Origin of the sequence: Kinneretia sp. DJ1R-11 (genome assembly GCF_025717595.1) — a bacterium.
In the GTDB taxonomy this organism is placed as follows: Bacteria; Pseudomonadota; Gammaproteobacteria; order Burkholderiales; family Burkholderiaceae_C; genus Paucibacter_A.
The window spans coordinates 202,255-228,723 of record NZ_JAJIRR010000004.1; the positions used below are offsets into that span (position 1 = coordinate 202,255).

Genomic DNA, 26,469 nt, shown 5'->3' on the forward strand with positions numbered 1-26,469 from the left:
TTTCAGTTTCCAGCTTTCCCTAGCTTTACGGCCCGCCCGCCACCATCCACCCGAGGATCTGCATGACTGCCAAGAAGACCGCGCCCACCGCTCCCGAAGCCGAAGAGACCAAAAAGCCCGCAGCCAAGGCTGTCCGGGTGGTCAAGGCCGTGAAGGCCGATGCAGCAGCCGCTGACAAGGCCGAAAAGCCCGCCAAGGCCGTGAAGGCACCCAAGGCGGCAGCGGCCACGGTCGAAGGCGAGGACAAGCCCAAGCGCGGTCGCAAGCCCAAGGCAGCCACGGAAACCAAGAAGGCCACCGGCAAGAAGGCCGCCGAGGTCGAAGAAGAGGACTTCTCCGATCTCGAAGCCGACCTGGAAGGCGAGCCGGAAGCTGAAGCGGAAACCGAAGTCGCTGAGGTCGCCGAAGACAAGCCCAAGGCCAAGCCGCTGCGCATGAAGGTCTCGCGCGCCAAGGAGCGCGCGCTGATGCGCGAGTTCGGCCTGGAGGAAACGGCACTGACGGAAGAAGAAGCCGCCAAGCGCCGCCACGAGCTGAAGACCCTGATCAAGATGGGCAAGACGCGTGGTTTCCTGACCCACCAGGAAATCAACGACCACTTGCCCGAGAAGCTGGTCAACGAGGAAATCCTCGAGGCCATCATTTCCATGTTGAACGACATGGGCATCGCAGTCTATGAGCAGGCACCGGACGCCGCCACCCTGCTGATCCAGGGCAGCGCCACCGCCACCTCGACCGAAGAAGAAGCCGAAGAAGCCGCCGAAGCCGCCCTGTCCACCGTGGACTCGGAATTCGGCCGCACCACCGACCCGGTGCGCATGTATATGCGCGAAATGGGCACGGTCGAACTGCTGACCCGCGAAGGCGAAATCGAAATCGCCAAGCGCATCGAAGGCGGCCTGCAGGCCATGATGCTGGCCATCTCAGCCTCGCCCACCACCATCGCCCACATTCTGGACTTGGCCGACAAAATCCGCGCCGGCGAGAAGACCATCTCGGAAGTGGTGGACGGCTTCGTCGCTGCCGATGAGGCGGACGACTATGTGGCTGAAGAAGACTTTGACGAATTCGACGAAGAAGACGACGACGACGGCAATGGCGGCTCCAAGGCCCTGACCAAGAAGCTGGAAGAGCTGAAGAACGCCGCCCTGGTCAAGCTGGATTCGCTGGCCGTCAATTTCGACAAGATGCGCAAGTCCTTTGAGAAGGACGGCTACAAGTCGGCCTCCTACAACAAGGCTCAGCAAGCGATCAGCGCCGAGCTGATGACCATCCGCTTCACGGTCAAGACGATTGAGAAGCTCTGCGATCTGCTGCGCTCGCAAGTGGACGATGTGCGCCGCTACGAGCGCGAGCTGCGCAAGATCGTGGTGGACAAATGCGGCATGCCGCAGGAGTACTTCATCAAGACCTTCCCGCCCAATGCGCTGAACCGCGCCTGGGCCGAGAAAGAAGTGGCCGCCGGCAAGCCCTATTCCAATGTGCTGGCACGCAATCTGCCGCCCGTGCAAGAACTGCAGCAAAAGCTGATCGACATCCAGAGCAAGGCGGTCGTGCCGATTGATGACCTAAAGGACATCAACAAGAAGATGAACGAGGGCGAAAAGGCCTCGCGCGACGCCAAGAAGGAAATGATCGAGGCCAATTTGCGTCTCGTGATCTCCATCGCCAAGAAGTACACCAACCGCGGCCTGCAGTTCCTGGACCTGATCCAGGAAGGCAATATCGGCCTGATGAAGGCGGTGGACAAGTTCGAATACCGTCGCGGCTACAAGTTCTCGACCTATGCGACCTGGTGGATCCGTCAGGCCATCACCCGTTCGATCGCCGATCAGGCCCGCACCATCCGTATCCCGGTGCACATGATCGAAACGATCAACAAGATGAACCGCATCTCGCGCCAGCATTTGCAGGAATTCGGCTTTGAGCCGGATGCCCCGACACTGGCCGAGAAGATGGAGATCCCCGAGGACAAGATCCGCAAGATCATGAAGATCGCCAAAGAGCCGATCTCCATGGAAACGCCGATCGGTGACGACGACGACAGCCACCTGGGCGACTTCATCGAGGACACCAACAACACCGCGCCGATCGAAGCAGCGATGCAAGCCGGCCTGCGCGATGTGGTGAAGGACATCCTCGACAGCCTGACCCCGCGCGAAGCCAAGGTGCTGCGCATGCGCTTCGGCATCGAAATGAGCACGGACCACACGCTGGAAGAAGTCGGCAAGCAATTCGACGTCACCCGCGAGCGCATCCGCCAAATCGAAGCCAAGGCCATCCGCAAGCTCAAGCACCCGAGCCGCTCGGACAAGCTGCGCACGTATCTGGACAATCTCTGATTGAACAAATAGGTGGCCGAGCGCTCAGCGCTTGGCTATGTGCAGAAGGCACATAGCAATTTGCGCCGCAGGCACAAGCTGCGCACGTATCTGGACAATCTGTAATCGGGTTGGTCTGAAGAGCCAAGGGCTGGAGCGATCCAGCCCTTTTTTGTGGCCGAGCGCCTGGCGTGCGACGCCGATCCGGCCATCTGGGGCGCTGGCGCGTGCTTTCTCCCGAAGCGAGCCTGCTCAGGCCCCGGCTACACTGCCAACTACTTCACGCTCGCCGCTTTCGCCCTGACATGACCCACATCCGGGAACGCACTGTTTTGTTTGCCGATCTGCGCGGCAGCACGGCATTGTTCGAGACCTTGGGCAATGCGGAGGCCTCGGCCCTGGTGACCCAGACGGTGAACCAGATAGCCCGAGCTGTGGACGAGTGCAACGGGCGCCTGATCAAGACCCTGGGCGACGGGCTGATGGCCGTGTTCGAAGTGCCGCGCGACGGCGTCAAGTCGGCCATTCGCATGCACGAGCAACTCGAGCGCCTGGTGGCGCGCGGCAAGCAGCAAGGCTCGGCCGGCCTGCGCGCCCTGCGCATGCAGGTGGCCCTGGCCCGCGGCGAGGTGGTGGAGCTCAATGGCGATTGTTTCGGCGACGCGGTCAATGTAGCCGCACGCCTGCTCGACCATGCCGGCGACAACGAAACCCTGATCACCGTCGAGGTGCTCAACGGCCTGCCCAGCACCCAGAAGCTGCGCTTTCGAAGCCTGGACCTGATCGCCGTGCGCGGCCGCGCCGAGCCCGTGCATGTCCATGTGCTCGACCAGCCCAACCAGGGCGATATGGCAGCCACGCAGTTCGGCGAAGTGGTCCATGCCGTGGAACCGGACGGCATCCGCCTGGTTTGGATGGACTTGGATCGGGTCTTCGACATCGACAGCATGCCCATCGTGCTCGGGCGCAGCGTGCAAGCCACCTACTGCATCACCGACGCTCGTGTGTCGCGCTCGCATGCCCGCGTCGACTGGCATGGCGGCAGCTTCTCCATCACCGACCTCAGCTACAACGGCACCTTCGTGCGCTTCGGTCTGGACGGCGAGATCGTCAGCCTCAAGCGCGGCAGCTGTACCCTGCACGGCAGCGGTGCCATCGGACTGGGCAGCCCGCCGGTCGATGCAACTTCGCCGACGGTGCGTTTTGAAGTTCTGCATTTCGCCGACACAGAGCCCTTGCAACTCAGTCAAGGACGCAGTAGCGCGAGCCAGTCAGCGATTGACTAGACCTATCATGCCCGCATGAGCATGAAGCCTGAACCCGCCTACCGCCACGGTACGGCCCCCAAGACCGCCCTCCTCTATTGCAACCTCGGCACACCCGAGGCGCCCACAGCCGCTGCATTGCGGACATATCTGGCGCAGTTCCTCAGCGACGCGCGCGTGGTCGAGATCCCGCGCCTGATCTGGATGCTCATCTTGCACGGCATCATCCTGCGCGTGCGTCCGGCCAAGTCGGCGGCCAAGTACGCCACCGTCTGGATGCCAGAGGGCTCACCGCTCAAGGTCTGGACCGAACGCCAGTCCAAGCTGCTGCAAGGCCTGCTGGGCGAGCGGGGCCACCGCGTCAGCGTGCGCTATGCCATGCGCTACGGTCAGCCTTCCGTCGCCACGCAACTCGACGCCCTGCGCGCCGAAGGCGTCACCCGCGTGCTGGTGTTGCCGGCTTACCCGCAGTACTCGGGCGCCACCACCGCGAGCGTGATCGACGATGTGGCGCGCTGGAGCTTGCAGACCCGCCATCTGCCCGAGCTGCGCTTCATCAACCGCTACCACGACCAGCCCCAGCACATCGCCGCCCTGGCGGACAGCGTGCGCCGCCACTGGGCCGAGCACGGCCGCAGCGACAAGCTGGTGATGAGTTTCCACGGCATGCCGGCCCGCACCCTGGCCCTGGGTGACCCCTACCACTGCGAATGCCTGAAGACCGGCCGACTGCTGGCCGAGGCCCTGGGCCTCGCCCGTGAGCAATGGCTGGTGACCTTCCAAAGCCGCTTCGGCAAGGCCAAATGGCTGGAGCCCTACACCGAGCCCAGCTTGATCAAGCTGGCCCAGGAAGGCCTGAAGAGCGTCACCCTGATCTGCCCCGGCTTCAGCGCCGACTGCCTGGAGACGCTGGAAGAAATCAAGCAGGAAGCACGCGAAGCGTTCCTGCACGCGGGCGGCCAAGGCTTCAGCTATGTGCCCTGCCTGAACGACGACCCGGCCGGCATGCGCGCCCTGGCCGACCTGGCCGAGCAGCATCTGCAAGGCTGGCCCACGCGCGAGCTGGCCGATGCCTCCGCCCAGGCGGCACAGCGCGAACGCGCGCTGGCCCTGGGCGCCAAGGACTGATCAGGAGCTGTGCGCAGCATTGCGCTGCGCCGCCAGCCTCACCTCACGCCAGCGCACCACCCGCGGCCACAGCCGCGGCAACACCAACACCAGCACCACCAGCGCCAGCAGGCCGGCCGACATCGGCCGCTGCACGAACACGCCCCAGTGGCCCTCGCCGATGGACAGGGCGTTGCGCATCTGCGCCTCGGCGATCGGACCCAGAATCATGCCCACCACCACCGGCGCGGTCGGGAAGTCAAAGCGGCGCATCACCACGCCCAGCAGGCCGATGGCCAGCATGACGACCAGATCGAACGCACTTTGGCGCATGCCGTACACACCCACGGTCGCGAAGATCAGTATGCCCGCGTAGAGCTGCGGCTTGGGGATCTTGAGCAGCTTGACCCACAGGCCCACCAAGGGCAGGTTCAGCACCAGCAGCATCACATTGCCGATGTAGAGCGAGGCGATCAGGGCCCAGACCAGGGTGGACGAGGTCTGGAACAGCTGCGGCCCGGCCTGGATGCCGTAGTTCTGCAGGGCAGAGAGCATGATGGCCGCGGTCACCGAAGTCGGGATGCCTAGGGTCAACAGCGGCACCAGAGTGGCGGTCACCGCAGCATTGTTGGCCGCCTCCGGGCCGGCCACGCCTTCGATGGCGCCGGTCGTGCCGAACTCTTCGGGGTGCTTGCTCAGCTTGCGCTCGGCGGCATAGCTCAGAAAGGTCGGAATCTCCGAGCCACCAGCCGGAATGGTGCCGAAGGGGAAACCGATCACCGTGCCGCGCAGCCAAGCTGGCCAGGAGCGGCGCCACTCGCTGCCGGTCATGTGCACGCTGCTCATCTTGTTGATCTCTTGGGTGCTGCGGCCCTCGTACAAGGCATTGTACAAGGTCTCGCCCACCGCAAACAGGCCCACGGCCACCAGCACCGTCTCGATGCCGTCCATGAATTCCGGCACACCGCCGGTGTAGCGCACCTGACCGGTGATCTGGTCCAGGCCGACCAGGCCCATGGCCAGGCCGATGAACAAGGCCGTCATGCCGCGCAGCGTGCTCTTGCCCAGCACCGCACTGACGGTGGTGAAGGCCAGCAGCATCAGGCAGAAATACTCCGGCGGGCCGAGCGTGACCGCGAACTCGGCCATGACCGGCGCGAACAAGGTCACCAGCACGGTGGCAATCGTGCCGGCCACAAAGGAGCCGATGGCCGAGGTGGCCAGGGCCGCACCGGCTCGGCCGTTCTTGGCCATCTTGAAGCCTTCCAGCGCGGTCACCATGGTGCCGGTCTCGCCGGGCGTGTTGAGCAGGATGGAGGTGGTGGAGCCGCCGTACATGGCACCGTAGTAAATGCCGGCGAAGAAGATCATCGAGGCCGTGGGTTCGACCTGGGAGGTGATGGGCAGCAACATGGCCACCGTCACAGCCGGCCCCAAGCCCGGCAACACACCGATGCCGGTGCCGATCACACAGCCCAAAAAGGCCCAGAGCAGATTGACCGGTGTGCCGGCCGTCATGAAGCCGCCGAGCAGCTGATTCCAGAGTTCCATCACATCGTCCTCAGAGCCAGCCGCTGGCCGTCAAGCCGGGCAGTTGGATGGCCAGCAATTTGGTGAAGAGCCAGAACACCGGCGCGGCAATCAGCACACCGCTGACGCCGTCAATCAGGGTCTGGCGCAGATCGCCGCCGGGGCGGCCTTCCGACATGCGCAGGCCACGCACCGCCAGGGTGAAGCACAGGGCACAGGCCAGGATGAAGCCGATCACGGTGATCAAGCCGCCATTGGCCAATACCCCAGCCACCACCCAGGCCACCGCCTTCCAGTCGCCCTGAGCCGAACCCGAAGGCGTCTCCATGGCGCGGTAGCCACCGCTGCGCGCCTCCCAGATCAGCCAGGCACCGCAAATCATCAGCACCACGGAGACCAGCCAAGGCAAGGCATTGGGGCCCACACCGGCGTAACCCGCGTCGGAGGGGATGAAGGTGGCCCCGTAAGCCATCAGCGCGCCGATCAGCAGCGCGCCACCGCCGACCAGACTCTGGTGCAGCACGGAGGAAGAAGTTTCGGTCGCCATAGGACCCTCGCTAACAAATGAACTCAGCGCCATCCCGCCAGACTCCCGCCTGGCCGGATGCGCATGCCGCGCCTTGCTGACGCGCCCTCGTTCAGATCATTCCGGACTTGACCATCACCGCACGCAGCATCGCGAATTCCTGGTCCACGAAGTCTGCAAAGGCTTTGCCAGTCAGCAGCGCCGGCGTCCAGCCGTTCTTCTCCAGCGCTTCGATCCAGATCTTGTTGCGGAACACCAAGGTCATCATGTCGGTCAGCGCCTTGTGTTGCTCTGGGCTGATGCCAGGGGGCGCGTAAACGCCGCGCCAGTTGCCGATCTCGACATTGATGCCCAACTCACGCAGCGTCGGCACGTTCAGGCCCTTGAGCCGGGTCGGCGCTGTCACAGCGATGGGGCGCATCTTGCCGCTCTCGATGTACTGGGCGAATTCGCTGTAGCCACTGCCACCGACGGTGACATTGCCGCCCAGAATGGCGGCCGTGGCCTCGCCGCCGCCACGGAAGGGCACGTAGTTGATCTTGGAGGCGTCCACGCCGACGTCACGAGCGATCATGGCCGCAGCCACATGCTCGGTGGAACCACGCGAGCCGCCACCCCACTTGACGCTTCCGGGGTCCTTCTTCATCTGCTCGACCACGTCCTTCATGGTCTTGAGCGGCGAGTTGGCCGGCAACACGAAGACGTTGTATTCGCTGGTCAGGCGAGCGACCGGCGTGGCTTGACTCAGGCTGACCGGCGGCTTGCCGGTGATGATGCCGCCCAGCATCACCGCGCCCATGACCATCAGCGCATTGCCATCGCCCTTGCTGGCGTTGACGAACTGGGCCAGGCCGATCGCACCTGCCGCGCCGCCTTTGTTCTCGTACTGCACCGAGGCCGCCATGCCCGCGTCCTGCAAGGCCTTGCCCAGGGCGCGTCCGGTGGTGTCCCAGCCGCCGCCCGGGTTGGCGGGAATCATCATCTTGATGTTGGCGCTGGCTGAGGCCAACTCCGGCAAGGCGCCGGCGGCAGCCAGGGCAGCCAGGGATTTTAGAAAGGTGTCGCGACGCATGGTGTTTGTCTCCTGTGCTTTGATGTCTTGTTGTCAACCGGCGCCGCCCCAGCTCTGGTCCAGGGCGGCCCGCAGCGATCAGAACGAGTGGTAAATGCCCAGTTCCGTGCCGGTGGAACTTTGACCGGCCAGCACGGCCGAACCGCCGGGGATCAGGAACTTGCCCTTCGCGCTGTTCTGCACCCGAGATGCCGTGGCATAGATCGAGCTGCGCTTGGACAGGTTGTTGACATACCCCAGGGCCAGCAGCTTGCCACTGTAGTCGCTGCCGCTGGCGCTGTCGCGGTTCTTGGAATGCACATGGCTGAAACGCAGCACATGGGCGCCCTGGGTGTAGCTGCCGCCCAGCACCCAGTTGGTCTGCTCACGTGTGGTCTGCTTGCTGACGTGGTACAGACCCATCAGCTTGAAGGCGTCGACCGTATAGCTGGCGCCCAGATTGCTGACCTTGAACTTGGCATTGGCGGCGGTGTTGCTGGTCTCGGACCAGGCGCCGGCCACATCGAAAGCACCCGCCGCATAGCCCAGACGCCCGCCTACATACTTCCCGGTGGACCCTTCCCCTGCGGCCACCATGGCCTGGCCATACATGCCGCCGAGATTGCCGGGTAGGAAGTAGCCGACCGAGTTGTCGGAGCGAACCACGGTCTTGGACGTGCCGGAGGAGCCGTCAAAGCCATAGACCAGATTGCTGGCAGCGCCGACCCCATTGGTGCCGAAGGCATTGAACCGGCTGATGCTCCAGAAGGTGGGCGTGTAGTCGCGCCCCAGGCGCACCTCGCCGGCGGCCTTGTCGCTCAAGCTGACCGTGGCACGGCGGCGCCAGTCGCCGCCCGAGCCGACATCCGGGCCGATCGCGCCTTCCAGATGGAAACTGGCACTGAGGCCATTGCCCAGGTCCTCGGTGCCGCGAAAACCGATGCGGCTGGTCTGCATGCCGTCGATGCTGACCATGGACAGGCTTTTGCTGCCGTTCTTCAGGCGCTGCACGCCCACGTCCAGCACGCCGAAAATCGTCACATTGCTTTGGGCCGAGGCCAGGCCGGCACTGCTGCCGAGAACGGCCAGGGCCAGCCATGGGGCCCAAGACTTGCATCCACGTTTCATCGTTCTTGTCTCCGGATCTAGGTTTGAGGTCACAACGCTGCGAGGGCGCTGCGCGCAAGGCGGGCGGAACCCGGCTGGCACCGATATGGTGCTGAGCCTGGCTGTCAAATGCCTGTCCAAAGCCCTGGGACAAAACCTGAGGCGACCGAGACCGCTGGGGGCCCAAGCGCTCTGCTATCGTCGCCGCCATGAAGCTGTTGGTGATCGAGGACAACCAGGCGATGCAGACCACGTTGCAGCGCTCGTTCGAGCGCCGTGGCTTTCAGGTCAGCACCTGTGACGACGGCGAACGTGCGCTTTCGCGCTGGCGGGCCAGCCTGCCCGATGTGGTGCTGCTGGACCTGTCCATGCCGGGCCGGGACGGTCTCGATGTGCTGAGCGAAGCGCGAGCCGAAGGGCTGAACACGCCGGTCATCATCATCACGGCGCGCGGCACCCTGGGCGACCGCATCCTGGGCCTCAATATCGGCGCCGACGACTACCTGCCCAAACCCTTCGACCTCGATGAACTCGAGGCTCGGGTGCGTGCTTTGGTGCGGCGCCGCGGCAGTGCCGCAGCACCGGAAGAACAGCGCCTGGCCATGCCGGCTTTTTGTGGCTTGCGGGCCGACCCCGAGAGTGGGGCGGTCTACCTGCAGGGCCAGGTTCTAGACCTGGCGCCGCGCGAAGCCGCCTTGCTGCGCGCCCTGCTGGCCAAGCCCGGTCAGGCGGTGGCCAAGGAGCGGCTTTTCGATCTCGTGTTTGCCGATGCCAGCGAGGCCCTGCCTGATGCCATCGAGGTGGTGGCCTATCGCCTGCGCAAGAAGCTGGCGGCGAGCGGCAGCAGCGCCAAGCTGGCCACATTGCGCGGCCTGGGCTATTTGCTGCAGGCCGACGACGGCCATGGCTGAGGCCACGACAGAGGCCGCCCGCTGGAGCCGGCTGTCCATGCGCAGCCGCCTGCTGCTGGGCATCCTGCTGCCGGTCGGTGTGCTGGTGGCGATCAACACCGTGAGTCTCTACCGTGAGGCACTGGGTGCCGTGGACACCGCCTATGACCGCACCCTGCTGGCCTCGGCCAAAGCGATCGGCGAACTGCTGGGCGTGGCGAGCACACCGCAAGGCCCGCGTCTGCTGGCCAGCGTGCCCTACTCCGCCCTGGAGGCCTTCGAGTCGGGCAACAGCACACGCCTGTATTTCAAAGTGATCGGTTTCCAGGGCGAGATGGTCTCGGGTTACGACGATCTGCCCGCCTGGCATGGCAAGCTGCCCGACCGCAGCAAATACGCGGCCCTGGTCGATTTCTACGACGACTTCTACCGCGGTGAACCGGTGCGCATGGCTGTGCTGCTGCAGCCAGTGGCCGGCGAAGCCGGCATCGGTCAGGCCACCATCCAGGTGGCCGAGACCCTGGACCTGCGCCACGCCCTCGCTCGCCAGGTCCTGCTGGACACCCTCTGGCGCCAAGCCACCATGCTGGCGGTGATCGCCGCCGTGGTCTGGCTGGTGGTGCAGCGCTCGACCCGACCGGTACGCGCGCTCAGCGAGCTGATCGAGTCGCGCGAGGCCGAAGATCTGAGCCCCATCCAAGCGCCGGGCCTGCCGGCCGAACTGCAGCCCCTGATCACGGCCACCAACGAAGCCCTGACCCGCCAGGCCCGGCTGCTGGAGCACCAGAAGCGTTTTGTCCGCGACGCCTCACACCAATTGCGTACACCGCTGGCCGTGCTCAAAGTGCAGGTGCAGTCGGCCCGCCAAGGCGATGTCGAGCCCATGCAGGCGCTGGCCGAGATCGACACCACGGTGGCACGCGCCACCCAGGTCGCCAACCAGATGCTGGCCCTGGCCAAGGCGGAGCAGATGCGCCAGCAAGGCGCGCAGTCCGACGCGGCGATGCCGCTGCAGGACTGGTCGGAAGTGACTCGCGCCGTGGCACTGGATCTGGCGCCTCTGATCGTGCAGCAAGGCCTGGACTTCGACATCGACACCGAGCCCGCGGCCATCGCCAGCCATGAATGGGCCTTGCGCGAGCTGACCCGCAACCTGCTGCACAACGCCATCCTGCACACACCGGCTGGCGGCAGCCTGCGCATCCAGCTGGAACTCATGGGCCGTTGGGCACGCCTGACCATCGCCGACAGCGGTCCCGGGCTCTCGCCAGCCCAACAGGCCCGGCTCTTCCTGCCCTTTGCCAGTGGCGATTCGCAATCTGGCTCGGGCCTGGGCCTGGCCATTTGTCACGCCTTGGTGATGTCGCTGGGCGGGCGCATCGAGCTGTGCAATCGGGCCGATGCCGATGGCCAAGGCATCGCTGGCCTTGATGCCCGCGTCGACCTGCCGCTGACCTGAGCGAAAATCCGGCCCATGAAATCACAAGAGTCGGCCAGCGCCGGCGTGCGCCTGGACAAATGGCTCTGGGCGGCGCGCTTCTTCAAGACCCGCTCGCTGGCCGCCGAGGAGATCGGCAAAGGCCGGGTGCAGATCAACGGCCAGCTGGCCAAAGCCTCACGTGAACTCAAGCTGGGCGACCTGCTGCGCTTTCGTCAAGGCGTGGTGGACCGCGAAGTCCGCGTGCTCGGCCTGAGCCCACAACGCGGCCCGGCCAGCCAGGCCCAGGGCATGTATGAAGAAACGCCGGACAGCGTCAGCCGGCGCGAGCAAGCGGCCGAGCGCCGGCGCCTGGCACCCGAGCCGGCCGCCACCATCAGCCAGGGCCGGCCCACCAAGCAAGACCGGCGTCGCCTCAGCGACTGGGAGCGCTGGTCGGCTGCGGTCGAGCCTGAATGAGACAATCAAGGGTTGACCCTTGTCATTTCGGCTGAAAAACCCCTCTTGAATTCCAGGGCATCACGCCCATCTGTCTGCCATTGCTTCTTTTTGCATCATGACCACAGCGACCCCTACCCCCCAAGAGCCGACTCCCGAGACCCCAGCCACTGAGGCGGGCAGCAACTCCGAGGCCAAGCTGGCCGAAGTAGAGACGCGCCTGGCCGAGATGTCGGACGCCTACCTGCGCGCCAAGGCCGAGGTGGAAAACATTCGCCGCCGCTCGGAAGAGGAAATGTCCAAGGCACGCAAGTTCGCCGTGGAATCTTTTGCCGAATCGATGCTGCCCGTGATGGACAGCATGGAAGCCGCCATCGCCCTGCCCGACGCCAAGGTCGAGACCGTGCTGGAAGGCGTGCACGCCACCAAGCGCCAGCTGGCCGCAGCCCTGGAACGCAACAAGGTGCTCGAGATCAACCCGGCCGCTGGCACCAAATTCGATCCGCACCAGCACCAGGCCATTTCGGTCGTGCCGGCCGAGCAGGAGCCCAACACCGTGGTGATGGTCCTGCAAAAAGGCTATTCCATCGCCGAGCGCGTGCTGCGCCCGGCCCTGGTGACGGTCACCGCGCCGAAATAAAGAAAAGCGCATGCCCGGCTTGAAAGCCGGGCATGCAACCACAGCTAAGAACCATCAGGCAGCCCAGGCTTCAACGAGGCAGGGCGCCGGCAACGCATCAAATTTTCAGGAGTAAGACCATGGGAAAGATCATTGGCATTGACTTGGGCACCACGAATTCGTGCGTCTCCGTCATGGAAGGCAACACGACGCGCGTGATCGAGAACGCCGAAGGCGCTCGCACCACACCGTCCATCATTGCCTACCAAGAAGATGGCGAAATCCTGGTCGGTGCCTCGGCCAAGCGCCAGGCCGTGACCAATCCCAAGAACACCATCTACGCGGTCAAGCGCCTGATCGGTCGCAAGTTCACCGAGAAGGAAGTGCAGAAGGACATCGACCTGATGCCCTACACCATCACCGCCGCCGACAACGGCGACGCCTGGGTGGACGTGCGCGGCAAGAAGCTGGCACCGCCGCAAGTCTCGGCCGAGATCCTGCGCAAGATGAAGAAGACCGCCGAGGACTACCTCGGTGAGGAAGTGACCGAAGCCGTGATCACGGTGCCGGCCTACTTCAACGATGCCCAGCGTCAGGCGACCAAGGACGCCGGCCGCATCGCCGGCCTGGACGTCAAGCGCATCATCAACGAGCCGACCGCTGCGGCCCTGGCCTTCGGCCTGGACAAGCATGGCAAGGGCGACCGCAAGATCGCCGTCTATGACCTCGGCGGCGGCACCTTCGACGTGTCCATCATCGAAATCGCCGACGTTGATGGCGAAATGCAGTTCGAAGTGCTGTCCACCAACGGCGACACTTTCCTGGGCGGCGAAGACTTCGACCAGCGCATCATTGACTACATCGTCAGCGAGTTCAAGAAAGAGCAAGGCGTCGACCTGACCAAGGACGTGCTGGCCCTGCAACGCCTGAAGGAAGCTGCCGAGAAGGCCAAGATCGAGCTGTCCAACAGCGCCCAGACCGACGTCAACCTGCCCTACATCACGGCCGACGCGACCGGTCCCAAGCACTTGAACGTCAAGCTGACCCGCGCCAAGCTGGAATCGCTGGTGGACGAGTTGATCGAGCGCACCATCGCGCCCTGCCGCACTGCCATCAAGGACGCTGGCGTGGCCGTCGGTGCCATCGACGACGTGATCCTGGTCGGCGGCATGACCCGCATGCCCAAGGTGCAGGAGAAGGTCAAGGAGTTCTTCGGCAAGGAACCGCGCCGTGACGTGAACCCGGACGAGGCCGTGGCCGTCGGTGCCGCGATTCAAGGCCAGGTGCTAGGCGGCGAGCGCAAGGACGTGCTGCTGCTGGACGTGACCCCGCTGAGCCTGGGCATCGAAACCCTGGGCGGCGTGATGACCAAGATGATCGCCAAGAACACGACCATCCCGACCAAGTTCAGCCAGACCTTCTCGACCGCCGACGACAACCAGCCGGCCGTGACCATCAAGGTCTACCAGGGCGAGCGCGAGCTGGCCCAGGGCAACAAGAGCCTGGGTGAGTTCAACCTGGAAGGCATCCCGCCGGCACCGCGCGGCACGCCGCAGATCGAAGTGTCCTTCGACATCGACGCCAACGGCATCCTGCACGTAGGCGCCAAGGACAAGGGCACCGGCAAGGAAAACAAGATCACCATCAAGGCCAACTCCGGCCTGTCTGAGGCCGAGATCGAGAAGATGGTCAAGGACGCCGAAGCCAACGCTGGCGAGGACAAGAAAAAGGTCGAGCTGGTGCAGGCCCGCAACCAGGCCGATGGTCTGGTGCACAGCGTGCGCAAGTCGCTGAGCGAGCATGGCGACAAGCTGGAAGCCGGCGAGAAGGACAAGATCGAGGAAGCCATCAAGGCCGCCGAAGAAGCCATCAAGTCCGACGACAAGGCCGACATCGAAGCCAAGACCGAAACCTTGATGACGGCCAGCCAGAAGCTGGGCGAGAAGATCTACGCCGACGCTCAAGGCGCCCAAGCGGCCCAGGCTGCCGCAGCCGGTGCCGCCGGTGGCGAACAGCCCCAGCAAGCCCAGCAGGCTTCGGCCAAGCCGGCCGACGACAATGTGGTCGACGCCGAGTTCAAGGAAGTCAAGGACTCGAAGTAAGCAAGACCGTCGACGTGCCGGCCCGGATGGGTCCGGCCGTCATCGCCGCCGCGCCGCAGCCACGGAGTATTGATGCTCCCCACGCTCGACGCGGCGCTGTTGTTTTGAACCGCACGGACCCCGCCCATGGCAAAGCGTGACTATTACGAAATCCTCGGCCTCGCCAAGAGCGCCACCGAGGACGAGATCAAAAAGGCCTACCGCAAGCTGGCCATGAAGTACCACCCCGACCGCAACCAGGGCGACGGTGCGAAGAAGGCCGAGGAACAGTTCAAGGAGGTCAAGGAGGCCTACGAGATGCTGTCCGACGCGCAGAAGCGCGCGGCCTATGACCAATACGGTCACGCCGGCGTGGACCCCAATATGGGCGGTCGCGGTGGCCCGGGCGCGGAAGGTTTCGGCGGCTTTGCCGAGGCGTTTGGCGATATCTTCGGCGACATCTTCAACGGCGGCGGCGCCGGTGGTGCCGGCCGGCGCGGCGGTGGCCAGCAGGTCTATCGCGGCAGCGATCTGTCCTATGCGATGGAGATCACGCTGGAAGAAGCGGCGCGCGGCAAGGAATCGCAGATCCGCATTCCCAGCTGGGAAGGCTGCGAGACCTGCAACGGCACCGGCGCCAAGCCCGGCACCAGCGCCAAGAGCTGCGGCTCCTGCAATGGCTCGGGCACGGTGCACATGCGCCAGGGCTTCTTCTCGGTGCAGCAGACATGCCCGCATTGCCACGGCACTGGCAAGATCATTCCCGACCCCTGCACCGCCTGCAATGGCCAAGGCAAGGTCAAGAAAAGCAAGACCCTGGAAGTCAAGATTCCAGCCGGCATCAATGAAGGCATGCGCATCCGCTCGGCCGGCAATGGCGAGCCCGGTGTCAACGGCGGTCCCTCGGGCGACCTCTACATCGAGATCCGCATCAAGCAGCACGAGATCTTCGAGCGCGACGGTGACGACCTGCACTGCACCATGCCAGTGGGCCTGACCACGGCCACCTTGGGCGGCAGCATCGAGGTGCCCACATTGGGCGGCAAGGCCGAGATCGAACTGCCCGAAGGCACCCAGCACGGCAAGACCTTCCGCCTGCGCGGCAAAGGCATCAAGGGCGTGCGCTCGAGCTACCCCGGCGACCTCTATTGCCACATCAGTGTGGAAACCCCGGTCAAGCTGACCGAGCACCAACGCAAGCTGATGAAGGAGCTGGACAAGAGTTTCCGCGATGGCGGGGAGCGTCACTCGCCCAATGCCAAGAGCTGGACCGACCGCGTCAAGGACATCTTCAAGTGAGGCTTGAAGGCTCGGCGTACCGAGCCTGACCCGCCATGATGGCGCCCTCGCTCCTCGGAGCCCGGGCGCTTTTTCACGCCCGCGTGCCGCCATAGCCCGAGATCTGGCGGGCAATCACCTCCTTGTTGTCTTGTTCAGCAGGCTCAAGTCGAAGCGCCATGCAGCCGATACTTGCTAAGTGATACCCCATCAGCCCATCGATTCATCGCGCGCCCCAGGCAGGCCAGGCCCTGGGCCAAGCCGCGCACGCAAGGAGACAGCATGGCCCTGATGGACCGAGAGATCCAGAACGCCAGCGCGCTGATCATCGACAGCAATTCGACTTCGCGCAGCCTGCTTTCGGCCCAGCTGCGCGACCTCGGTGTGCAACAGGTGCGCCAAGCCTCGCGGGTCAGTGACGCCCGGGTGATCCTGGAGCACAAGACCTATGACATCGTGCTGTGCGACTACCACTTCGATGGCACCGAAATGTCCGGCCAGGACCTGCTCGATGAATTGCGACGCGAGCATCTGCTGCCCTACTCCACCGTCTTCGTCATGGTCACCGGCGAGGCCTCCTACGCCAAGGTGGCCGAAGCCGCCGAGGCCGCGCTCGACGCCTACCTGATCAAGCCCTACACCAGCGCCTCACTGGCCGACCGCTTGGCCCATGCGCGCCACCGCAAGCGTGTGCTCAAGGACATCTTCGAAGCGATCGAGAAGCAGGAGTTCGAAGCTGCAGCCGCACACTGCCTCAAGCGCTTCAACGCACGCGCCGAGTTCTGGCTCTACGCGGCCCGCATTGGCGCCGAACTGCTTCTGCGCCTCAACCGTCACGAAGACGCCCACAAGCTTTACGACGCCATCATTGAAGCCAAGACCGTGCCTTGGGCGCGCCTGGGCGTGGCACGTTCCGAGCTTGCATCCGGCAATCTGGTCGCAGCTCGCCGCACGCTGGAGACCCTGATCGGCGACATCCCGGACCATGCCGATTCCTACGATGTCATGGGGCGCGTTCAGATGGAGCAAGGCGAGCTCAACGCGGCGCTGGAAACCTACCGCACGGCCGCCAAGCTCACCCCAGGATGCCTCTTGCGCCAGCAGCGCTGCGGCAGCCTGGCCTTCTATGCCGGCCAACGCGACGACGCCCTGAAGATGCTGGAACGCACCATGGCCCAGGGCCTGCGTTCCAAGCTGTTTGACATGCTCAGCCTGGTGCTGATCGGCCTGATGCGCTTCGACACCAAGGACAGCAAAGGCCTCAAATACGCCCACGACGCCATCATGCAGGAGCTGGAGCGACGCCCGCAGTCCAAGCGCCTGCAGCGCTTCGAGGCGGTGTTCCGCGGCCTGCGTTTTCTTTCTGACCACAAAGTCGGCAATGCCTTGGAACTGGCGCGCCAGCTGAGCCAGGAAGCCGATGCCGAGGACTTCGACCTGGAAGCCGGCAGCTTGCTGGTCGGCATCTGGATTCGCCTGTCCAAGCTGGCCATCCAGCTCGATGAAATGGGGCCCATCATCTCCAAGCTGGGCCTGCGCTTTTGCACCTCCAAGGCCAGCTCGGAATTGCTGGTCTCGGTGAGCGAGGACAACGAGACGGTGGCCAACGAGTTCCGCAGCTGCCACACCCGCATCTTTGGCGTGGCGGAAACTGCGATGCGGCACTCCATGCGCGGATCGGCCCGAACCGGCGTGGAACTGCTGATCCAACAAGGCGAAGCGACCCGCAACTCCAAGTTGATCGACATGGCCAGCCTGGTGCTCAAGCGCCACGCCGAAAAGATCGACGATGCCGATCAGCTGGGCGAGCAGATCCGTGTGCTGCAAGAACGCTATGTGCTTCCGATTGCCAGCCTGAACAACCGCAACCGCGCCGCCGGCGGCCTGGCCCTGCGCACTTGATCAACTGAGCCGTGCGGCTCAGAACAGGCTACCTTGCTCGGGCCCAGATTTGCAGCCGTCCGCCGCGGCACGGCCGGCTGGCCTGCAAAAGAGCGACAGATCGAGCGACTGGCGTTCTCTGGCCAAACCCAGACGCGCACAAGCCTTGCGCAAGCGCTGGGATAAGAGCTCGGCCCAGATGCCCTCACCGCGCATGCGGCTGCCAAAACGGGCGTCGTTGTCCTTGCCGCCGCGCATCTCGCGCACCCGGGCCATGATGCGTGCGGCCCGTTCGGGCACATGGCGCTGCAGCCAGTCCTGGAACAGCGGGTTGACCTCCCAAGGCAGGCGCAGCGGGATGCAGAAAGCCGAGCGCGCGCCGGCCTCGGCGGCTGCCTCCAAGATGCGTTCCAGCTCAGGCTCGTTCAAAAAAGGGATCAACGGCGACACGCTGACCCCGACCGGCACGCCAGCTGACGCCAGGGTCTTGAGGGTGCGCAAGCGCCGCTGCGGCGAGGCCGCACGGGGCTCCAGGATGCGGGCCAGCGCCGGGTCCAGCGTGGTGATCGAGATGTAGCAGGACACCAAGCGCTGCTCGGCCATGGGCTGCAGCAGGTCCAGATCGCGTTCGATGCCCGAAGACTTGGTGAGCACCGAGAAGGGGTGGCGGTACTCCTGCAAAACTTCAATCAAAGCTCGCGTCAAACCGAGAGTGCGCTCCACCGGTTGGTAGGCATCCGTCGCGGTGCCGATACAGGTCAGGCGCGGCACATAGGACGGCCTGGCAAAGGTGGCCCGCAGTCGCTCGGCCGCATTGACCTTGGCAATGATGCGGGTCTCGAAGTCCAACCCTGGAGAGAGGTTCAGGTAGCTGTGCGTCGGCCTCGCGAAGCAATAGATGCAGCCATGTTCACAGCCCCGATAGGGATTGATGGACTGGTCAAAGGGAATGTCCGGCGACTGGTTGCTGGACAGGATGCGCTGGGCGCATTCCTCGATGATCTGCGTGGCCGGCGGCAAGGCCTCGGGGTCGAAAGATTGCGCCAATGATCCCCAGCCGTCATCGAACTGTTCGCGCTGCTCGCCCTGAAAGCGATGGGGCATTGCCCAAGTGCTACCCCGACCTTTCAGGGTGTCCGCGGCAATGTAGAGCGCTTGCGCCGCCTGAATGGGTGGGTTTGGCCTGGATTTCATACTGTTTGTTTATACAGTACTCCAAGTTGGCCCAGCACAAAAAAACAGCCGCCGTTCAAGCAGCTGCGGGCCACACTCGCTCCGAACTACAGCACGCCGGCTTCGACCAGGAAGCGCGAAGGCGAATCGGCCTTGTAGGCCAGGGTCAGGCGCTGGCGCGCACGCGTCATCGCGACGTACAGCAGATTGCGGTTTTCCGCGGCGCTGACATCGCCGACGAACTCGCCGCGCGAGAGATACGGGATCAGCACATGGTCGAACTCCAGGCCTTTGGCGGACTCGATGCTGGATAGCGTCACGCGGGTATTCAGGCGCATGCGTGCTTGGATCTGATCCTGTTGATGAAGCACCCGGAAGGCCTCGGCCAGACCTTCGCCTTCGGCCACGATGGACTGAAGCAACTGGTTGATGTTGTCGCGCACCTGCTGTACATCCTCTTTGCGCACCAGCACCGAACGTGCAAGGCCCTCGGGCTCCAGGGCGAGTCCGAAGCTGTCTCCGAAATGCTGCAAGTCACCGGACTCCATCACCGCCATGGCCGCGCGTAGGCGCGCCAAGGCGCGGGGCGAGGCATTGCGCAAGACCTGACCCTCGATGAAATCGCGCATGCCCTGCGGATGCTCGGTCGCCTCGGCAATGGCCTGACGCTGGGCGGTGACAGCGTCCACCTGACGCAGCTCGCTGCTCTCGATCAAGGCGCCGGCGAACAACATCAGCGCGGCCAGGGTCTGCTCGCGCAGCGGCTTGCTCGCGAAACCGCTGAAATCATCGCTGCAATAGGCGTACAGACCGCGGACCATCAAAACCTCGGGCCGGCGCAGAAAGGGTGCAAAACCATCGACCCGGTAGTCCACCCCGAGCTTGAGCAGCTCGCGCTCGATCAGGATGGACTGAGCCGGCCGCCGCAAGAGGATACGCAAGTCCTTTCGCTGCGTCTGGGCCATGTGCTCGCGAGCCAACCGAGCCACCATCTGCGCCATCACGCGCGGGGATTCGCAAGGCAGTGGCTCCACCTCGGTCGCGCAGTGCAAAGCGGCGGCATAAGGCTTGTTGTGCGCTAGGCGCCCGACCATCTGGGCCAGCTCCGCGCCGAAGCGGTGGCTGGCCGTGAGCGGCATACGCAGCGGCTTGCCAATCTCCTGGACGAAGCAGTCATGCATAAAGGCGGCATCGGCGCCGGCCTGGGAGTGAATCACCTGGTCCCGGTCGCCCACGCCAACAAAGGCCGCGCGCCGGTTGGCCTCGAGCAAGGCTTTGAGCACGGTGAACATGGCACGGTTGGTGTCATGCATCTCGTCGACGACGATCAGGGCCAAGCCCTGAGCCAGGGGCGAACCTTCGGGGGGAAGCTCCTCCATCAGCAGGGCGCGGGCCAGGTCGTAGCAGGCATCGCCCTCGAAGCGGAACTCAGGTCGGTCCGGATGGCCGCCTCTGCGAATGAACTCATAGGCCGAGCGCACCCGCAGGCTCAGGTAATCGAAACCCAGCTCCTCCGCCAATGCCGGGCTCATGGCCTCTTCAGCGGCCTGCAGCTCGATCAGCATCCGCCCTTTCAGCACCGCGAAAGTTCGCAGCAGTCCTTCGGCCAGGGCTGCAGGCGAACCGTCGACGCAAAGCTCATCGGGATGACGCTCACCCGGCAGGGTTTGCGCCCGCTCGATCGCCCGCAGCAGATAGGGCTTGACCTGCTCCAGGCGCTGCAGCGCCAGCGACCTGCCGCCTTCGAGCACCTCCAGCATGGCCGTGCTGAATGATTCGAAGGTTTGGACTCGGATCGCATCCACCTGCTCGGCAGCCAGGCCGACCCAGCGCAGCTGCGTTCGCAAGGCCTGCACGGCCGGCTCGGTGTAGGTCAGCGCCAGAATCATGGCGGGATCGGCGCCCCGCTGCAGCGCTTGCGCGATGCGCAGAGCCAGCGTGGTGGTTTTGGCGGCGCCTGCGTTGGCCTCGATCAGGACATGACGCGCCCGCGCCGCCTGTATGCGCTGCTGCTCCAACGTGGGCTCGAAACGCTGCGGCACATAGAGCGGATCTGGCAGGCTGGCGGGCTCGGTCACTGCGGGCGGCGCTGCCGCGGCGCCGCCGTCCTCAGTACTCGTCACCGACCGGGCTGACATAGTCCGGAGCCAGGTTCTCGAACTTGGTGTGCATGCGCTGGAAGGCCAGCTTGATCGTGCCCACCGGGCCATTCCGCTGCTTGGCGATGATGATCTCGGCCACGCCCGGCTCCTTGCACTCTTCCTTGGTGTAGTACTCGTCGCGGTAGATGAACATGATGATGTCGGCATCCTGCTCGATAGCGCCCGATTCGCGCAGGTCGGACATCATGGGCCGCTTGTCGGGCCGCTGCTCCACCGAGCGGTTCAGCTGCGAGAGCGCGATCACCGGGCATTTCAGCTCCTTGGCCAGGGCTTTCAGGCCGCGCGAGATTTCACCGATGACGGTGGCGCGGTTCTCCTCGTTGCCGCCGCCGTTGCCGCTCATCAGCTGCAGGTAGTCGATGATGATGAGGCCAAGCTGACCGCTGATGCGGGCTTGGCGGCGCGCGCGGGCACGCACCTCCGAAGGGCTCAGGCCCGGGCTTTCGTCGATGTAAATGGCCGCCTTGCCGAGCTTGTCCACCGCTTCCGAGAGGCGCCCCCATTCATCGTCGGCCAGGCGCCCCAGGCGCAAGCGGCTCTGGTCGATGCGGCCGACCGAGCCGACCATACGCAGCGCCAGCTGAGCCGCGCCCATTTCCATGGAGTAGATGACGACGGGCAGGCCTTCGTTGATGGCGACGTTCTCGCCGATATTGACCACGAAGGCGGTCTTGCCCATGGAGGGACGCGCGGCCAGGATGATCAGGTCACCGGGCTGCAGGCCGGCGGTCTGTTTGTCGAGGTCGAAGAAGCCGGTGCGCACGCCGGTCACATCCTCGGCACCGTTCTCCGCGAGCTCGTTGACGCGATCAATCAGCGCCACCACCAGGTTGTCCATGCTCTGGAAGCCCTGGCTGCTGCGGTTGCCTTCCTCATTGATGCGGAAGATCTTGCCTTCGGCCTCGTCGACGATTTCTTTGACCGCCCGGCCCTGCGGATTCATGGCCGCACTGGCGATCTCGTCGCTGGCGGTGACCAGCTTGCGCAAGACGGCGCGCTCACGCACGATCTCCGCATAACGGCGCAGATTGGCGGCACTCGGCACACTTTGCGCCAGGGCGTTCAGATAGGCCAAGCCTCCGCACTCCTCGGCTTTGCCGAGCGAGGTCAGTTCCTCGAACACCGTGACCACGTCAGCCGGCTTGGCTGCATTGATCAGCTTGCCCAGGGACAGGTAGATCTGCTTGTGCTCGAAGCGGTAGAAATCCGACTCGGTGAGCAAATCGCCCGCCCGGTCCCAGGCACTGTTGTCGATCAACAGCCCCCCCAGCACGCTTTGCTCGGCTTCGATGGAATGCGGCGGCACACGCAGGCGGGCCACTTCTTCATCGCGGCGATCGGCACCGCCAACGCTGAAAGAGCTCGAAGAGCCCGAAGAGTTGGGCAAGGGCGTGGGTGAAAAAGTCGCGCTCATGGCTGAAGGGGTCGCTGGTCGTACGGGATGGCGGGCTGCAAAGGACTGAAAGCTGTGAACTGGAAACTAGGAACTGGAAACTGGGAACTTCGAGGCCAGTCCCTCCACCAGCCTGTATTGTGGACAAGCCTGTGGATAGCCTGGGGGCAGCGCTGTATAAACCGCCGCCCGAAAACGCAAAAAGCCGACACTGCGGACAGCATCGGCTTTTTGACTGTCTGACCACTGACGGTCAGTGACGCCTGAGTTTACTCGGCGTCGCGCACCACTTGCACGCTGATTTCCACGACCACATCGGTGTGGGCAGCGACGCTGACGGTGAACTCACCCACGGCCTTCAGGGGACCGTTGGGCATGCGCACTTGAGCCTTGGCGATAGTGAAGCCCAGCTTCACCAGGCCATCGGCCACGTCGGCGTTGGTGACCGAACCGAACAGACGGCCGTCCACGCCAGCCTTTTGGCTGATGCGCACGGTCTTGCCGGCCAGGGCTTCGCCCACGGCTTGTGCAGCGGCCAGCTTTTCAGCAGCAGCCTTTTCCAGTTCGGCGCGCTTGGCTTCGAACTCGGCGATCGCGGTGGCCGTGGCACGACGTGCTTGGCGTGTCGGGATCAGGAAGTTGCGTGCGTAGCCGTCCTTGACCTTGACGACGTCGCCCAGGTTGCCGAGGTTCGCGACCTTTTCAAGCAGAATGATTTGCATGTTGGGTTACTCCTCAGACCTTGTGCTGGTCGCTGTAAGGCAGCATGGCCAGGAAACGAGCGCGCTTGATAGCGACCGTCAGCTGACGCTGGAAGAAAGCGCGGGTGCCCGTCAGGCGAGCCGGCGTGATCTTGCCGTTTTCGCCGATGAAATCGCGCAGGGTGTCGATGTCCTTGTAATCGATCTGCTCAACACCGGTGACGGTGAAGCGGCAGAAACGCTTACGACGGAACAGCAGAGATTGGGTGTTGCGCTTGGGCTTCTTGTCTTTGGAGAAGCGACCCTTGCCACGTGGTGGTGCCATCGTATGACCTCTTTAATTTAATCCGGATTCGAACAATTCGGTGTTCAGTTGGGTGTCAGAGCGGTGATGTGGAAGATCGTTCCACGGCCGTTCTTTTGAGCGCTGAGGAAGCCTGTGAACAGTGCATTTCCTCCCACTCCCAGCGACTGCAGACGTTTGCCGATTTCACCAATCGCGACCGCCTTGATTTCCATGGAAACCTTGCGGGGCTTGCCGGCTTCCTGCACCTGGGATTCATGCTTGAGCATGCCGTCCAGGGCCATCAATCCGGCCGGTGTGTATCTGACAAGTCCCAGCTCCAGCAGCTGTGCTTGCAAAACCAGTTGGTTCAAAGTGAAGAACGCTTGCCGGTCTTGGTTTGCACGCTGGCGGCCAGTGCGCTGGCAACCTTCATGAACACGGAGCTAAGCCTGATCAGGCCGTTGCGACTTGAGGCGCCTTGCGAGCGTCTTCGCGTTCCACGGTCTTCATCATCACCGAAGGCGTGGTCTCAGCCTTGGGCTTCACCACGGTCAGGTGGCGCAGCACGGCGTCGTTGAAGCGGAAGCCGGTCTCGAGTTCAGCCAGGGTTTCCTTGCTGCATTCGATGTTGACGCACAGGTAGTGAGCCTTGGCCAGCTTCTGGATCAGGTAAGCCATCTGACGACGGCCCCAGTCTTCAATGCGGTGCACAGCGCCGCCATTGCTGGTGATCAGGGTCTTGTAGCGCTCCAGCATGGCCGGAACTTGTTCGCTTTGATCCGGATGGATCAGCAGAACGATTTCATAGTGACGCATAAATACTCCTTGTGGATTCCAGACTCACCCGACGGTCGGTCGACCCTCTCGGCTCGCCTGAGGAAGCCGCGCCACAGCGTCAATTCACGTGGTCACGGCAAGGGGGAACCCGCGATTCTAGCGCAGCTTGTAGAGTTGCGCCAGCTTTTGCATCAGAAGACTGCCTGAGACGCTGCAAAGCTAGCGGATACCCGCGCCGCCAGGCGCCGTGCTGCGCTGGGGCGGGCTGCGCAAACGGTCCACCAACTGAACCTGCTCCGCCGCAGGACGCGGGGTGCAGCAGCTGACCACCGCAATCGCCAGAAAACCAGCGGGCACCCCGAATACACCGGCAGAGACCGGCGCAATGCCCCACAACAACTCCGCTGGCCCGGGCACCCCCAAGGCGAGGCGCAAGCTCGGGCTCGCCACCACCATGTAATAGAGCGTGACCGCCAGACCGGTCAGCATTCCAGCCACAGCCCCCCAGCCGTTGGCGCGCCGCCAGAAGATGCCCAGCACCAAGGCCGGGAAAAAAGTTGCCCCGGCAATTGAGAACGCCGAGGTGACGAGCAGGAGGATATCGGCAGGCCGTTGCGCGGCCACTGCAGCTGCAGCGAGCGCCGTGGCCAAGAGCAAAGCCTTGGACAAGGTGACGCGTCGCGTCATCGAGGCCTGCGGATTGATCCAACGGAAATAGACGTCGTTCGACAGGGCCGCCGAAATGGTCAGCAGCAAGCCGTCGGCCGTGGACAGTGCGGCCGCGAGGCCGCCCGCAGCCACCAGCGCCGAGATCACGAAAGGCAAACCCGCCAGCTCTGGCGCCACCAGCAAAACGATATCGCCGCTAATGCGCAGCTCGCCCAGCTGTAAAAGTCCATCACCATTGACATCGCTGACCGACAGCAAACCAGGATCCAGGCGCGTCCACTGCATGATCCAGGTCGGCAACTGGTCAAAGGCAGTGCCCACCAACTGCGTGAAGATCTCGTACTTGACCATCACTGCCAAGGCCGGCGCCGTGAAATAGAGCAAGGAGATGAAGAACAGGGACCAGGCCACCGACTGGCGCGCTTCGCCCACGCTGGGCGTGGTGTAGTAGCGAGTCAGCAAGTGCGGCAGACCCGCCGTTCCCACCATCAGGCAGAACACCAGGGCCAGGAAATTGCGCCGAGACTCATCGAACTTCAGGCGCTCGGCGGCATCGCCCTCGGGGTCGCCGGCAAAGGCCAGCGCATGAGGCGGCATGCCTGCCAGGGGCTGGGCCAGGGCGGTATTGCTGGCGCGGCCGCGCTGCCACTGCTCGCTGGCTTCGGCCGGAGTGCGCGGCAGGGCCGCCTGGCTTTTTTCGGCGGACTGGATGGCGGCCAGAGAAGCGTCCTGCGCCTTCAGCAGCGCGACCTGCCGCGCCGCCTCCGCCCGGTCCGCGGCCAAGGACTGAGGCACATCACTGAGCTTGCGCTCGAAGCCGGCGGCGCGCTCGGTGAAGATCGCTCTGACTTGTAACTCGGCCGGGTCCTGATTCAAGCGCTGCTCGGTGGCCGTGATCTGTTGCAGTTGATGGCCATAGACCCACTGTGGCCAAGGCACACCCGTCTGTTTCAAACACATCCAGATTACCGGCACCAGATACGCAATCAGCAGCACGATGTACTGCGCCACCTGGGTCCATGTGACCGCGCGCATACCACCCAGGAAGGAGCACAGCAGGACACCCCCCAGACCGAGAAACACGCCGATCTCGAAACTGAAACCCGTCAAGCGAGCGGTGATCAGGCCGACCCCATAAATCTGGGCAACGACGTAGATGAAAGACACCAGCATGGCAGCCAAAGCACCCAGCAGGCGCGGCGCCATACCGCCGTAGCGTGCACCAAGGAAGTCCGGGATGGTGTACTGACCGAACTGGCGCAGATATGGCGCCAGACACAGCGCCACCAGGCAGAAGCCACCCGTCCAACCCAGCACATAGGCCAAACCACCATAGCCGCTCAGATACAGGGTGCCGGCCAGGCCGATGAAAGAAGCCGCACTCATCCAGTCGGCGCCAGCCGCCATGCCATTGAAGATGGCCGGCACACGCCGGCCGGCGACATAGTACTCATCAGCGTCGGTCGTGCGACTGAACAGGCCGATGCAGGCATAGACACCCACGGTCGCCGCGAGAAAGCTGATGCCAATCGCGTTCTTCGACAAGCCCAGTTGCTCCAGCAGGGCCAGCCCCAGCAGGAACAGCACAAAGCCCAGGGTGAAGCCCAGATAGATGCGCTTCAGGCGCGCGACCAAAGGCTGCTGAGTCTTGGCGCCACCAGGAGGATGAGATCGAACGAGAGCCACGGACAGATACGGGTCGGGTCAGCAACAAGGGAACACGAAGCCCACATCATGCGAGCCAGCAAGGGCGACTGTCGATACCGGAAACCCGGC

At 64.1% G+C, this 26,469-nt stretch carries 22 protein-coding genes; 10 read left to right on the plus strand and 12 right to left on the minus strand.

All coding sequences use genetic code 11. From position 1 onward, the window contains the following. The first annotated feature begins 62 nt into the window (after positions 1-62). The 3 genes from rpoD (at position 63) to hemH (ending at position 4,714) form a co-directional block, all read left to right on the plus strand. The gene (rpoD, locus tag LNV23_RS09695) at positions 63-2,342 is read left to right on the plus strand and encodes an RNA polymerase sigma factor RpoD (RefSeq protein ID WP_263562807.1); all 2,280 of its coding nucleotides are present in this window, start codon (positions 63-65) and stop codon (positions 2,340-2,342) included. A 284-nt stretch (positions 2,343-2,626) separates the two neighbouring features. Then, entirely contained in the window at positions 2,627-3,607 is a 981-nt protein-coding gene (locus LNV23_RS09700) for an adenylate/guanylate cyclase domain-containing protein (protein ID WP_263519615.1), read from the plus strand. Positions 3,608-3,622: 15 nt separating this feature from the next. Then, positions 3,623-4,714, plus strand: coding sequence for a ferrochelatase (gene hemH / locus LNV23_RS09705; protein WP_263562808.1), 1,092 nt, complete (start codon positions 3,623-3,625; stop codon positions 4,712-4,714). Here hemH and LNV23_RS09710 read toward each other — a convergent pair whose 3' ends face one another. The 4 genes from LNV23_RS09710 to LNV23_RS09725 form a co-directional block, all read right to left on the minus strand. Beyond that, on the minus strand, positions 4,715-6,244 hold the full coding sequence (locus LNV23_RS09710; RefSeq protein ID WP_263562809.1) for a tripartite tricarboxylate transporter permease: 1,530 nt from the start codon (positions 6,242-6,244) through the stop codon (positions 4,715-4,717). It lies immediately after the preceding gene. A gap of 10 nt (positions 6,245-6,254) precedes the next feature. Then, the gene (locus LNV23_RS09715) at positions 6,255-6,770 is read right to left on the minus strand and encodes a tripartite tricarboxylate transporter TctB family protein (RefSeq protein WP_263562810.1); all 516 of its coding nucleotides are present in this window, start codon (positions 6,768-6,770) and stop codon (positions 6,255-6,257) included. A 91-nt stretch (positions 6,771-6,861) separates the two neighbouring features. Further along, positions 6,862-7,821: a Bug family tripartite tricarboxylate transporter substrate binding protein gene (locus LNV23_RS09720; protein WP_263562811.1), complete on the minus strand. Its 960-nt coding sequence runs from the start codon at positions 7,819-7,821 to the stop codon at positions 6,862-6,864. A 78-nt stretch (positions 7,822-7,899) separates the two neighbouring features. Next, entirely contained in the window at positions 7,900-8,928 is a 1,029-nt protein-coding gene (locus tag LNV23_RS09725; RefSeq protein WP_263562812.1) for a porin, read from the minus strand. A 188-nt stretch (positions 8,929-9,116) separates the two neighbouring features. Between LNV23_RS09725 and LNV23_RS09730 the strand changes: the two genes are divergently transcribed. From LNV23_RS09730 to LNV23_RS09760, 7 genes are all read left to right on the plus strand, one after another. Further along, positions 9,117-9,818 carry a response regulator transcription factor gene (locus tag LNV23_RS09730; protein ID WP_263562813.1) on the plus strand — a complete coding sequence of 234 codons (702 nt, stop codon included), beginning with the start codon at positions 9,117-9,119 and terminating at the stop codon, positions 9,816-9,818. Beyond that, the gene (locus tag LNV23_RS09735; protein ID WP_263562814.1) at positions 9,811-11,256 is read left to right on the plus strand and encodes a sensor histidine kinase; all 1,446 of its coding nucleotides are present in this window, start codon (positions 9,811-9,813) and stop codon (positions 11,254-11,256) included. Before LNV23_RS09730 ends, LNV23_RS09735 begins: the two co-directional genes overlap by 8 nt. Positions 11,257-11,271: 15 nt before the next feature. After that, positions 11,272-11,694, plus strand: a complete 423-nt coding sequence (locus tag LNV23_RS09740; protein ID WP_263562815.1) for an Hsp15 family ribosome-associated heat shock protein — start codon at positions 11,272-11,274, stop codon at positions 11,692-11,694. A gap of 97 nt (positions 11,695-11,791) precedes the next feature. Then, positions 11,792-12,313 (plus strand): nucleotide exchange factor GrpE, encoded by a 522-nt coding sequence (gene grpE, locus LNV23_RS09745; RefSeq protein ID WP_263562816.1) that lies wholly within the window; start codon positions 11,792-11,794, stop codon positions 12,311-12,313. Between the two features lie 119 nt (positions 12,314-12,432). Continuing rightward, complete coding sequence (gene dnaK, locus LNV23_RS09750; protein ID WP_263519599.1) at positions 12,433-14,394, plus strand: molecular chaperone DnaK; 1,962 nt, start codon at positions 12,433-12,435, stop codon at positions 14,392-14,394. 126 nt (positions 14,395-14,520) lie between these two features. Continuing rightward, on the plus strand, positions 14,521-15,672 hold the full coding sequence (gene dnaJ, locus LNV23_RS09755; RefSeq protein WP_263562817.1) for a molecular chaperone DnaJ: 1,152 nt from the start codon (positions 14,521-14,523) through the stop codon (positions 15,670-15,672). A gap of 261 nt (positions 15,673-15,933) precedes the next feature. Beyond that, on the plus strand, positions 15,934-17,553 hold the full coding sequence (locus tag LNV23_RS09760; protein ID WP_263562818.1) for a response regulator: 1,620 nt from the start codon (positions 15,934-15,936) through the stop codon (positions 17,551-17,553). Between the two features lie 18 nt (positions 17,554-17,571). On the opposite strand, the gene LNV23_RS09765 is transcribed toward LNV23_RS09760, so the two are convergent. From LNV23_RS09765 to LNV23_RS09800, 8 genes are all read right to left on the minus strand, one after another. Further along, on the minus strand, positions 17,572-18,726 hold the full coding sequence (locus LNV23_RS09765; protein ID WP_263562819.1) for a PA0069 family radical SAM protein: 1,155 nt from the start codon (positions 18,724-18,726) through the stop codon (positions 17,572-17,574). 86 nt (positions 18,727-18,812) lie between these two features. Beyond that, a complete protein-coding gene (locus LNV23_RS09770) occupies positions 18,813-20,828 on the minus strand; it encodes a UvrD-helicase domain-containing protein (RefSeq protein WP_263562820.1) in 2,016 nt (671 codons plus the stop codon). Next, positions 20,815-22,281 carry a replicative DNA helicase gene (gene dnaB / locus LNV23_RS09775; protein ID WP_263519592.1) on the minus strand — a complete coding sequence of 489 codons (1,467 nt, stop codon included), beginning with the start codon at positions 22,279-22,281 and terminating at the stop codon, positions 20,815-20,817. Before dnaB ends, LNV23_RS09770 begins: the two co-directional genes overlap by 14 nt. A 248-nt stretch (positions 22,282-22,529) precedes the next feature. Continuing rightward, entirely contained in the window at positions 22,530-22,982 is a 453-nt protein-coding gene (gene rplI / locus LNV23_RS09780; protein ID WP_263519591.1) for a 50S ribosomal protein L9, read from the minus strand. A gap of 13 nt (positions 22,983-22,995) precedes the next feature. Continuing rightward, positions 22,996-23,286 (minus strand): 30S ribosomal protein S18, encoded by a 291-nt coding sequence (gene rpsR, locus LNV23_RS09785; RefSeq protein ID WP_102767400.1) that lies wholly within the window; start codon positions 23,284-23,286, stop codon positions 22,996-22,998. 44 nt (positions 23,287-23,330) lie between these two features. After that, on the minus strand, positions 23,331-23,618 hold the full coding sequence (gene priB, locus LNV23_RS09790) for a primosomal replication protein N (protein WP_263562821.1): 288 nt from the start codon (positions 23,616-23,618) through the stop codon (positions 23,331-23,333). Between the two features lie 82 nt (positions 23,619-23,700). After that, positions 23,701-24,063, minus strand: coding sequence for a 30S ribosomal protein S6 (rpsF, locus tag LNV23_RS09795; RefSeq protein ID WP_263519586.1), 363 nt, complete (start codon positions 24,061-24,063; stop codon positions 23,701-23,703). A gap of 180 nt (positions 24,064-24,243) precedes the next feature. Then, complete coding sequence (locus LNV23_RS09800; protein ID WP_263562822.1) at positions 24,244-26,328, minus strand: sodium:solute symporter family protein; 2,085 nt, start codon at positions 26,326-26,328, stop codon at positions 24,244-24,246. Between the last annotated feature and the right edge of the window lie 141 nt (positions 26,329-26,469).